This is a genomic window from Rodentibacter rarus (assembly GCF_001998965.1).
Lineage (GTDB): Bacteria > Pseudomonadota > Gammaproteobacteria > Enterobacterales > Pasteurellaceae > Rodentibacter > Rodentibacter rarus.
This window is the reverse complement of sequence record NZ_MLHJ01000107.1, coordinates 1-12,297: the sequence shown is the minus strand read 5'-3', so window position 1 is coordinate 12,297 and position 12,297 is coordinate 1. Positions and strand designations below refer to the sequence as shown.

General features: G+C 42.7%; 7 protein-coding genes. All 7 read left to right on the top strand.

The annotated features are described in order from the left end of the window. On the top strand, positions 1 to 2,303 hold a 2,303-nt coding region (locus BKK50_RS12495), incomplete at its 5' end, for a GA-like domain-containing protein (RefSeq protein ID WP_077417677.1). A gap of 252 nt (positions 2,304 to 2,555) precedes the next feature. Further along, positions 2,556 to 3,131 (top strand): RNA polymerase sigma factor RpoE, encoded by a 576-nt coding sequence (gene rpoE / locus BKK50_RS10040; protein ID WP_077417675.1) that lies wholly within the window; start codon positions 2,556 to 2,558, stop codon positions 3,129 to 3,131. 19 nt (positions 3,132 to 3,150) lie between these two features. Next, positions 3,151 to 3,735, top strand: coding sequence for a sigma-E factor negative regulatory protein (locus BKK50_RS10035; RefSeq protein WP_077417673.1), 585 nt, complete (start codon positions 3,151 to 3,153; stop codon positions 3,733 to 3,735). Positions 3,736 to 3,813: 78 nt separating this feature from the next. Further along, positions 3,814 to 4,848, top strand: a complete 1,035-nt coding sequence (rseB, locus tag BKK50_RS10030; RefSeq protein ID WP_077417679.1) for a sigma-E factor regulatory protein RseB — start codon at positions 3,814 to 3,816, stop codon at positions 4,846 to 4,848. A gap of 149 nt (positions 4,849 to 4,997) precedes the next feature. After that, a complete protein-coding gene (gene tamA, locus BKK50_RS10025; RefSeq protein ID WP_077417671.1) occupies positions 4,998 to 6,734 on the top strand; it encodes an autotransporter assembly complex protein TamA in 1,737 nt (578 codons plus the stop codon). 8 nt (positions 6,735 to 6,742) lie between these two features. Beyond that, on the top strand, positions 6,743 to 10,654 hold the full coding sequence (gene tamB, locus BKK50_RS10020) for an autotransporter assembly complex protein TamB (RefSeq protein ID WP_077417668.1): 3,912 nt from the start codon (positions 6,743 to 6,745) through the stop codon (positions 10,652 to 10,654). A gap of 9 nt (positions 10,655 to 10,663) precedes the next feature. Then, positions 10,664 to 12,208 (top strand): exopolyphosphatase, encoded by a 1,545-nt coding sequence (ppx, locus tag BKK50_RS10015; protein ID WP_077417666.1) that lies wholly within the window; start codon positions 10,664 to 10,666, stop codon positions 12,206 to 12,208. Positions 12,209 to 12,297 lie beyond the last annotated feature (89 nt).

Here is a 12,297-nt window from a genome sequence, read left to right as displayed (position 1 = left end):
CAGGTACCTCAGAGCTAGACGCGAAAGTAGCGCAAGCAACAGATCTCGTAGAAAAAGCCGAAGCAGCAGAAAAAGCGGCAGAAAAAGCGTTAGAAGATGCGAACGCAGATGGTGTGATCACACCGGAAGAAAAAGCGGCAATCGAAAAAGCAAACGAAAATGTAGCGGAAACGAAAAAAGCTGCCGATGATGCGGTGAAAGCCTTACCGGATACCGTAGCTGAGAAAGAGGGCTTACAAACCCGTGTTGACGATGTGAACCCGGTTAAAGTCCCAGAGGTGACTGATGCAAACGGCAACGGTAAAGATGATGCGCAAGAGCTAGCGGATGCGACTAAACTTGTAGAAGACGCAGAAAAAGCCTCTCAAGAGTACAACGATGCCTTGACTGAAGCACAAAAAGATAATGCTATCAGCCAAGAAGAAGCGGATAAACTTGCCTCGTTAAAAGACACTGCGGATCAAGCGAAAGATGCAGCGGATAAAGCGGTTGATACATTACCGGAAGGCATAGAGGGTAAAGATGGCTTAGAAACCCGAGTGGATGCGATCACAAACCCGGATGTACCTGCGGTGAATGATAAAGATGGCAATGGTATTGATGATGAAACCGATAAGCTTATCGTAGAGATTGAAGATCTCGTTGTGAAAGCCGAAGAGGCCTATTCTGTCATGGAAGATAAATATGACGAGGCTCTTGAAAATGCAGATGTTAATACCGGTAAATATAAAGCTGCGGATAAAAAAGCGTTTGACACTGCATTAAGTAATGCGCAGGGTGAAAAAGCGACAGCTCAAGAGAAAGTGGATGAGGCACTGGCTTCGCTTCCTGAGAATGTTGCTAAAGACTTCCAAAAACGTCTTGATGCGTTGGAAGATAAAGAGTTGGTTGATCCATCTACGGAAGAGGATGATGAAGTGAGTCCTTACCCTGATTCAATTATTACCGGTCGTACATTAAATGGTAAGTTGACAGGTAAGAATGCTGAGAATGTTCTTAAGAAGATTAAGGATAAAAATCCATTAATGGATGATAAAGCAGAGATTACCTTGCAGAAAATTACGACCGGTGATGCGAATGATACGGTGATTGTTGGTACGAATCGTCACTATAGTTCAGCAACAGATCTGAAAACTTTCCCACGTTTCTACTCGTTGAGAGATTCAGAGATTGAAACCGGTAAAGGGGATGATGTTGTTGTGATTGCGGGTGATATGAACCAAGCTTCTAGTGTTAGTAATAGAACTGAGGCAGAAAGAAGACCGGGATCTAAGGTGATCACCGGTGAGGGCAATGATATTGTAAAAGTATCAAGTAGCGTTCGTAATGGTTCTGTGATTGATACTGGTGATGGCGATGATCAAGTTGCAGTAGGTCAAAACTTCACGGGTGGTTCAAAACTACTATTAGGTGAAGGTGATAATACGCTTTTTGTTGGTGGTAAACTTCGTTTTGGTATTGATATTACAGCCGGTTCCGGTAATGATAAAGTCACCATCAATCGTGGTATTGATATACCTACAGCAAAAACTGAGGCAAATAAAGTATTGATCGATCTTGGTGATGGTAACAATGAACTCTTTATTGGAGCGAAAAGCAGAGCATTAGTTAATGCGCTTGAGGTATTAACGGGGAGCGGTGAGGATGTCATTACGCTTAACGGCAACCTTAACAATGTCGTTATTCAAACCGGGGATGGTAATGATACGGTTGACCTACAAACCAGTTACTTGTACGGCTCTTATGCGGGTCAGAAATTGATTGAAACCGGTGCAGGTGATGATGTGATCAAACTCGGTAGAACGGCTAACCTGGCAAATGGTAACAAACTCAGTGTTGATGCCGGCGAGGGAGATGATACCGTTGAGTTCTATTTCAACTATGATGCAACAGCAAATCAGAACCAAGGTTTGATCAAAGGTGGAGAAGGAACCGATACCCTTGTGTTAAAACAAGGCGGTGTTACCGTTAATTTGGCAACCCAAGGTTCAGGTGCGAGTGAGGAAGGTATTCAAGGATTTGAACGCATTGATATGACAAGTGCTGATGCACAGACTGTGAAATTAACCGTTGCAGATGTCTTGCGAAACAATGATGGTGAAGCCTTGTTTATTTCCGGTAACTCAGCCGATACCGTGGATTTAGGCGCAGATGGTGAAAGTTCACTGGGTGGCTTTGTGAAAAATGCTGCTGATACCATCAGCGGAGATAGCGCCCCGGTTGCAGGTCATACCTATACGGCATATAGTGATAGCAACGGTGTGAAAGTGTACATTGATGATGCGATCACCAACATCATTTAACCTGTAGGTATTGTCACTGAATTGCTTCCACGCCTTCCTGTGGGAGTCATTCGCCGATAAAAGTGCGGTCGATTTTGTAAGTATTTTACAGAATCGACCGTTTTTATTATGATTTCATTCTATTGGAAACAATACACCGGAATAATAATTTTAACCGGAGAGGAACTTTTTAAAATCCCTTATGTCAGATAAAGCAATGAGAGCTTGCTGTCTTGAATATTAAGGCGTGTTAGACATAGCATTAGGAGAAATATGGCTGAACAGCTAACGGATCAAGCTTTGGTAGAAAGGGTGCAGCAAGGTGATAAAAAAGCCTTTAATTTATTAGTTTCGCGTTATCAAAATAAAGTTGCGGGGTTACTTACCCGCTATGTTTCGCGTAATGATATTCCCGATGTTGTACAGGAATCCTTTATAAAAGCCTATCGTTCCATTGAGTCTTTTCGTGGTGATAGTGCGTTCTACACTTGGCTATATCGAATTGCCGTGAATACGGCAAAAAATTATTTAACGGCGCAGGGGCGTCGTCCACCAAGCGAAGATATTTTGGCAGAAGATGCTGAAGGCTATGATGTGGGAACCCATCTCCGTGATGTGGATACCCCGGAAAATGAAATGTTATCCGGCGAGTTGGAAAAAATCGTGTTTGATACGATTAATGGTATGCCGGAGGAGTTAAAAACAGCGATTACACTTCGTGAATTGGAAGGATTAAGTTACGAAGACATCGCACAAATAATGGATTGTCCCGTAGGCACTGTGCGTTCTCGAATTTTCCGTGCACGTGAAATTATCGAAAACAAAATACAACCGCTTATGCAACGTTAGAATAAAGTTGGAGTTTAAAATGCAAAAAGAGCAACTTTCAGCCTATATGGATGGCGAGCAAGTCGATGCCACGTTCACCGAAACCTTGTGCAATGATCAATCTTTATGCCAATCTTGGGCCGCTTATCATCTAGCTCGTGCAGTAATTCGGAAAGAAAGTGCGGTGGTTTTGGGGGCTAATTTTACGGCAAAAATGGCGAATTTGATCGAGAGGGAAGAAATCGAAAAAGTGGTGATGAGTGAATCTCAGCCCACCGTTGAAGAAGTGCAACACCTCCCATTTATGCAAAAGTTCAAATCTTTCTTTGCTCCTATGGCACAAATTGCGGTGGCAGCAAGTGTGTGTTTGGTGGCGGTGCTTGGGGTACAATCTTTTAATGCCAAGACTGATGTGAGCAATGCCCCGGAAACCCCGATTTTACAGACTTTACCTTTTAATAATTCGGTTCAAGAGGTGAGCTACAATGCGCCAACCAAAGATGTTGCAAAAGCCGATCAAATGGAACAAAAAAATCGCCGTATTGGTGCAATGTTGCAAAACTATGAGTTACAACGCCGTATGCATGCCGATGCGTTAAATATTGGTAATAATCAGGCAAAATAATTATTTAATAAACGTAGATAATTCACCACCAATCCCCATGATGATGGGGTGAATTTTTTTATGAATCACCAAAAGGTTATGAAAAAAATATCGTTAAAATTATTCACCAACCCGTTTACTCGTTTTTTTCCTCCCATCGGGCTCGTTGGTAAAGTCAGTGTTCAAAAAAGGTTGTTTTTTGTGACCGCACTTTTCTCTCCCTTTTTTCTGAGTTTTTCTGCGATAGCGGAAGAGATATCCGCAAAGCAAACGTTAGAAAGAATGGTGCAAGCGGTGAATAGTCTTAATTATGAAATTGCCTTTGTGCAAACCTCGCCGACAAATATGGATTCTTTTCGTTATCGTCATATCAAGCGTGATAACAAAACCTATGCTCAACTGGTTACCCTTGACGGAGAGCAGCAAGAAATTATTCAGCGCGATAATTTAGTCAGCTATTTCCAATTGGGATCGCGCGCTTTTACACTTAATAGCGGGAGCATTGTGGATGCATTGCCATCAGTTGTTCGTAGCAATTTTGATAAATTAGCGCAACATTATGAATTTATTGTATTAGGAAAAAATCGAGTTGCCGGTCGTTTTGTGGATACGATTCGTATTGTGCCAAAAGATGATTTTCGCTATCAATATGTGGTTTTTGTTGACGAAGAAAACGGTTTGTTACTTCGCAGTGATATGCTTGATCGAGAAGGGAAATTATTAGATCAATTTCGTGTTGTCACGCTTTATATTGATGATCGTCTAAAAGGACTCACGGATTACTTAAACAAGGTCTCGACACCACCGTTACTCAATGAAGCACAAAATAATGTCGATTCGCTGAGTTGGAAAGCCGGGTGGTTGCCATATGGATTTGAGCGTGTACGTTATAGCCAAGATTTATTTGATGGTGAAATGATTGATAGTGCTTTATTTACTGATGGACTATTCACCTTCACATTGTATGTGACCGAAGCTGAAAGCCAACAACCTCATCAAGACCAAACGTGGAAACAAGGTGAGTATACATTGTATAGTGAAGTGATTGGTGATAAAGAAATCACATTTATCGGGCAATTACCTATCGCTACCGCAAAACGCATCGTGCAGGAAGTGAAATTTTCCAATAATTAAAAGAGAAAAGTGCGGTTGATTTCAACCGCATTTTTTTACATCTTCATTTCCAAATGATTAAATTTTTGTAAAAAACCTTCAAAGGTTTAGGGTTTATAGTAAACTAGCGTAGTTTAATCACCGATCCTTAATAGTGTTTAACAAACAAAATGAAAAAACATCCTCTCAACTTAACCGCACTTTTACTTTTTTTCTCGGCATTTTCTGTTTTTGCCGAACAAACTGTTGATATTGACATTCAAGGTATTAAGGGTGAGCGTGCAATTCGCAACACAAAACTTAATGTCGAACTGATTAACAAAGAAGAAATGGATGGTTCTGATCGCTATAAACAACTTGTTATTGATGCGGTGGATAAAGGCTTGCGTGTGTTTGGTTATTACGATTCTTCGGTAACGTTTGAGCTAAAGAAACGAAAAGAAAAACGGGATTTACTCATTGCGAAGGTGAAACCCGGGGAACCCACACGGATTGTGGCTACGGATGTTCAAATTGTGGGGGAGGCGGCAAAAGATGAAACCTTTGAGACATTACGCAAAAATTTACCCAAAGAGGGCGAATTGGTTGAGCATCAAAAATATGATGAGTATAAAAGCAGCATTTCAACCCTTGCCCTTGCCCGAGGTTATTTAGATGGAAAATTTGCTGTTTCCCGTTTAGAAATTAGCCCGGAAACCTATCAGGCTTGGTGGCGTATGCTGTTCGATAGTGGCGTGCGTTATCATTATGGTGAAATTAAATTTAATAATACGCAAATTCGTGAAGATTATTTGCGAAATATGCTAAAGATTCAATCCGGCGAACCTTATTTGCTGAATCAACTTTCTGAATTGAGCAATGATTTTTCTTCAACCAACTGGTTCACGTCTGTTTTGTTACAACCTCGGGTCGATGAAGAGAATAAAGTGGTAAATCTGGATGTTTTAATGTACCCCCGTAAAAAAAATGCCATGGAATTAGGTGTCGGCTTTGCCACCGATACCGGACCTCATTTACAAATGGGTTGGACGAAACCCTGGATTAATAATCGTGGACACAGTTTTCGTACCAATCTTTATGTGTCTTCACCAAAGCAAACCCTTGAAGCGACGTATAAAATCCCGCTATTAAAAAATCCGTTAAATTATTATTACGAATTTTCTACCGGTGCGGAAAATGAGGATGATAACGATACGAAAACCACAGCGGTTACCCTCGCCGGATTGCGTTATTGGAATAATGATGAAGGTTGGCAATATTTTGTTGGCGTGCGGGCACGTTATGACAAATTCACCCAAGCGGATATTGATGATAAAAGCCTGTTGGTTTACCCGACCGGCGGGTTTACCCGAACCCGTTTACGTGGGGGGATGTTCCCGACCTGGGGGGATTCGCAAAAAATCACGGTAGATACGGCTTACAAAGGGCTGCTTTCCGATGCAGGTTTTTTTAAAGTGCAAGCTTCAACAGGTTGGATTCGTACCTATGCAGAAAATCATCGCATTATCGCCCGTGCGGAAATTGGCTATTTACACACCAAAGATATCCATAAAATTCCGCCCACACTTCGTTTCTTTGCCGGGGGGGATCGCAGTGTGAGGGGTTACGGCTATAAAAAAATTTCACCGAAAGATCAGAATAATAAACTCGTAGGGGGTTCCCGATTGCTCACTGGATCTTTTGAATATCAATACCAAGTTTATCCTTCATGGTGGGGCGCAACCTTTGTGGATGCCGGTCTTGCGGCAAATCGTTTTAGCAATGAAGAATTACGCTATGGCGCAGGTGTGGGTGTCCGTTGGGCATCGCCGGTGGGGGCGATTAAATTTGATATTGCGACACCGGTTCGTGACAAAGATAGCAGTAAAAACGTTCAATTCTACATTGGCTTAGGCACAGAAATTTAGGTGAAATTATGTTAGAACAAGAAATCAAAGCAGCGGAACAAACACCTTCTCAGCCTACGCCAAAAAAGAAAAAATCCTGTCTGCGTAATGCATTGTGTGTCGCAAGTGCGGTCATTTTTGTGCCGATTTTTGCTCTTGTTGGGGCGCTTTCTTTTGATTCGGGGCAACGAGGCGTGCTCCAATTAGCGGATAAACTGCTTGACAGTCTTTCCATTGAGCAAATTGAAGGCGGGTTACAACAAGGGCTGGTTTTACAAAATGTGCGTTATCAAACCGAAGGCATTGATACTCACATTGCTCAAGCCCGTTTGCAACTGGATTTTGGCTGTTTGATTTCCGGCAAAATTTGTGTGGAAGAGATTTCAGTCAATACGCCGGAGATCTTCATTGATACCTCAACATTATCGCCATCGAAACAAGAACCTCGGGAACGTTCACCAATGAAAAAATTGCGTTTACCCGCCAGTCTTGAGGTAAAAAATCTCAGGGTAGATCAACTCAATTTTCAATTGGATCAAACCCATATTGTCCTTGAACGTTTTCAAAGTGCGGTCAGTTTAAATAATGAATCGGGATTGACGTTAGCCCCGACAGCAGTCAATGCCCTTAACATTAAAAGCGTTCAATTCGACCAACCTGAAAAATCGGTATCAGCCAAGAATCATCAAACGAAAAAGCATCAACCGGTAGATTGGGAGGCCATTGAGCAAAATTTAACCCCCGCATTTTTAGGCAATGTGAGTGAGGTCAATTTGCCCTTTGATATTCATATTCCAAGCCTTAGTGCGAAAGATTGGCACTATGTGGCGCAAAATGAACAGGGGGAAACATTACAGCAGATCTCGCTCTCCGCTTTTCTTTTGCAAGCCGATGCTACGGGACATCTTGCTCAAGTGCAGAAATTGGCGTTAGACAGTTCGTTAGGCAATGTCACTGCACAGGGTTCACTACAACTTAACGGTGATTTTCCTGTGGATTTTACCCTCACTTCCTCGTTAAATGCCTTTAAATCTAAAGGCAAAGAAATTTTACCGAAAAGCGACATCGCCCTTTCGCTTTCCGGATCATTGAAAAAAACAACCGCACTTTCTTTAACCACAAAGGGGGTATTGGATGCCCAACTGAAGGGGGAAGTAAAATTAGCGGAAGATAAAATGCCGTTAAACCTCACGCTGAATGCCACCAAAGGAAAATATGCTTTCGCTGAAAATTTACCACCGCTTAAAATCAAGGATGTGGCATTAAGCCTAACAGGTGATTTGCTAGACTATCGGGCGAAACTGGTGGGGAATGTAGAGGGGATGGGGAATATTCCTTCAACGGATTTATCTCTTGATGTGAAGGGAAAATTGTATGAGGTGAACGTTCACGAATTAAACCTCAAAGCCTTGGAGGGGACGGCAAAGCTCATCGGCTCGGCAAGTTGGCAATATGGTGCAAAATGGAACGTTGAGGCGGATCTCAATAAAATGAATATCCGCCCCTATGTGCCGAGTATGCCGGTGATGCTGTCCGGCAAATTGGCGGTGTTGGGGGAGGTCGACACAGCGGGTTGGCACGTGGATCTTTCCAAGGTGGATTTAACCGGTAGCCTTTCCAACCGTCCGCTAAGTTTGAAAGGTCAGCTACGGTTAAGTGATAAAGTATTACTCAATATCCCTGAACTTTTGCTCAATTATGGCGAGAATCGATTTTATGCCAAAGGATCATTGAGCGGGCAATCGAACTTAACCTTGGATATTTCTGCCCCGAATTTGCGTGGATTATATGGCGATTTGAGTGGTTCGCTGATAGGCAACGCCACCATTCAAGGGACATTGAGCGAGCCAAAGATGACGCTTGATTTCAATGCGAAAAGTCTTCACTGGCAAACCTTGGATATTACCAATGCCACCATTCAAGGCAAGGTTTCCGGTGCGCCCTTGGTGAATGGCGATTTGCGGGTGAAAGGTGGCAATATTCGTTATGGTGAGGCGGTGACGATCAATTCCATGGATTTAACCCTTTCCGGTGATGAAAAAAATCATCGACTCACCTTTGCCTCTCAAGGCGAACCTGTGGCGGTGAATTTGCAAATCTCCGGAAATTTTGACCGCACTTTACAGCAATGGAAAGGGTTGTTAAACCAAGTGAAAATTGATACACCGATTGGTGAGGTAAAATCGAATCAACCTATTCCGGTTACTTACAATAATAATGAGGTTCAAGCCTCAATTGGAGCACATTGTTGGGTTAATACCGATTTGGATTTATGTTTCCCTCAAACGTTTAGTGTGGGTGTAAAAGGGGAAATCCCCTTTAGTGTCAAACGCATTAATTTGGATTTAGTGAATAAACTGATTGAACAGGATTTGCTGAAAGGACAATTGCGTAGTGAAGGAAAAGTGGCGTGGTTTAGCGATAACCCGTTCATTTTAAATGTATCCTTAAGTGGCGATAATCTTGCGGTTGCGCAAAAATTGGATTACCGCACATTTAAACTTGATATTCCAACGTTGGCGTTGAATGCGGATATTCAAAACAATAATCTGACATTAAAATCTGACATCAATATACAAAATCAGGCTCGTATTCGTACGGATTTGAAACTCAATGATCTCAGTGGTGTACGTCATCTTGGCGGCACATTTAACATTGAACGCTTGAATTTAGCCCTGTTAAATCAGCTAGTTAGTCAAGGTGAAAGTATCAATGGTGAGATCAACTCGACACTTACATTGGGCGGAAATCTTGAGACACCATTGTTAAATGGACACATTGATCTCCGTTATCTAACAAGCAAATTGAAAATGCTCCCTTTTGAAGTAACAAACGGGGAGGTCGCCCTTCGTTTTGAAGGAACCCGTTCTACCTTGCAAGGCAATATACAAACGCCCGATGGACGTTTAACCATAACGGGTCATTCAAATTGGGCGAATTTCGCGGCGTGGCGCACAGAAGTTAGGGCGGAAACGGAAAACTTTACACTGGATCTTCCCTCAATGGGAAAACTTCGCCTTTCCACTAATGTGTTAGCAAAAGCGACACCGAAGTTATTGGAATTATCGGGAAATATGGCGATTCCTTGGGCGCGGATTAAGGTGGAGGCGCTACCGGATAATGCAGAGCCGGTGAGTGAAGATGAAGTGATTTTAAATGGACCACGTAAAAGCAAAGCGGCATTGATTAATCGAGAATTTGCATCCACCACACAATCCGGTATGGAAATTCGTTCTGATTTAAAGATTAATATCGGTCAGGATGTCCACGTTGACGCTTATGGTTTCAAGTCGAATTTGGAAGGGTTGCTTTCAGTTAAACAAGAGAAAGGGCGCTTGGGTTTATATGGTCAAATTGACCTTAAAAATGGACGTTATGCCTCTTTCGGACAAGATTTGGTGATTCGCAAAGGACAAATTCATTTTTCCGGTTTACCTTCACAGCCGATGTTAAATATTGAGGCGATTCGTAATCCGGAAGCGATGGAAGACAGCAATATCACTGCCGGAGTAAAAGTGGTTGGTGTGGCAACCAATCCCGAAGTGACCGTTTTTTCTCATCCGAGTAAACCGCAAGATCAGGCGCTTTCTTATTTATTGACCGGACGTTCTTTAGAAGAGAGCGGGCAAACCGGATCGGGGGGATCGGTCGGTGCAGCATTACTTGGAATGGGCTTGGCAAAAAGCAGTAAACTTGTAGGCGGCATTGGCGAGGCGTTTGGTATTCAAGATTTGAATCTTGGCACTGCCGGTGTGGGCGATAGCTCAAAAGTGCAGGTGAGTGGGAATATCGGTAAACGCTTGCAGGTGAAATATGGCGTAGGTTTATTTGACGGCTTAGCGGAAGTGACCCTACGTTATCGTTTACTCCCGCAACTGTATTTCCAATCCGTCTCCGGCACAAACCAAGTGTTTGATTTACTTTACCAATTTGAATTTTAGGAATCATTGATGAATAAAAAAATGCAATTTGAACAGGATACTTTGTCGCACCTTCGAACGAATGTGCGTGAAATTGCCGCCATCGATCTCGGATCTAACAGTTTCCATATGATAGTGGCACGCATTATGAATGGCTCCATTCAGGTGTTATCACGGTTAAAACAAAAAGTGAAATTGGCGGAAGGGTTAGACGAAAATGCTGTATTAAGCCAAGAAGCCATCACCCGAGGGGTGAATTGCTTGGCATTGTTTGCTGAGCGTTTACAAGGGTTTACAGCAGAAAATGTGAATGTAGTCGGCACTTATACTTTGCGAAGAGCGGTCAATAATGACGAATTTTTACGTCAAGCTGCGGAAGTTTTTCCTTACCCAATTAACATTATTAGCGGACAAACCGAAGCGAAAACGATTTATGCCGGTGTGTGTCATACGCAGCCGGAAAAAGGCAGAAAATTGGTGGTGGATATTGGCGGCGGTTCCACGGAAATGATTGTGGGAGATGATTTCACGCCGATTGTCGCAGAAAGCCGCCATATGGGGTGCGTGAGTTTTGCTTCAAAATATTTCAAGGATGGCAAAATTTCTCAAGAAAATTTTGAAAGTGCCTATCAAAGTGCGGTCAATAAAATCGAAGATTTAGGCTGGGAGTATCGCAATCTTGGTTGGCAATCCGTGTTGGGGTCTTCCGGTACGATTAAAACCGTCCATCAAGTGATAGCCGCCACCTTAGATCCGAACGGCATCATCACCAAAGCCCGTTTAGAGGATTTAATTGAGCAAACATTGCGGGTAGATCATTTTGAGTCACTAAATATGATTGGATTGAATCCGGCACGTGTGGATGTTTTTGTGCCGGGATTGGCAATTTTACGCGCAGTGTTTGATGTGTTTCATATTGAACAGATGCGTTATTCCGATGGTGCCTTGCGTGAGGGAATGATTTATAGCCTCGAAAAAAATTTCCAAGTGGCGGATATTCGTGCGCGCACAGCGTGGGGATTAACCGAACAGTTTGATATTGATACCGAGCAAGCTCATCGTACCGCAGGGAGTGCAAATCTCCTGGCTCATCAATATACCCAATGGGGTAAGCCGACATTGGCAGAGGAAATGAAAAATGTGTTGCTTTGGGCGGCACGCTTATATGAAGTGGGGATTGTGATTAATCACAAAGGGATGCAAAAACATTCGGCTTATATTCTACAAAATATGGAATTGCCGGGCTTTGATCGGGAACAACAACGTTTGCTTGCATTACTGGTGCGCTTACATATCGGCACATTAAGAATCACCGATTTAACTCAGTTTGCCCGTTATGATGAACAAGATGTATTGGTGTTAATTCGTTTATTGCGACTTGCCGTCATATTGAATAAATCCCGTCAAGCCACCGAGAAACCCCAAAAAATCACCCTCAAAACCAACCGCACTTCTACGGATTGGAGCTTGGCGTTTGAACAAGGTTATCTTGATCGTAACCCTCTAATTTGGAATGAACTTCGTCAAGAAAGTCAGGGGTTGAAAGAGCTGGGCGTGGGATTGGTGTTTAATTAATATAAAGGCGTGATAGCGCAGGTTTCGTAGATTTGCTCGGTTTATGCAGCCGTTGCACAACTATTATCTTGTCGGGACACACTGCGTGT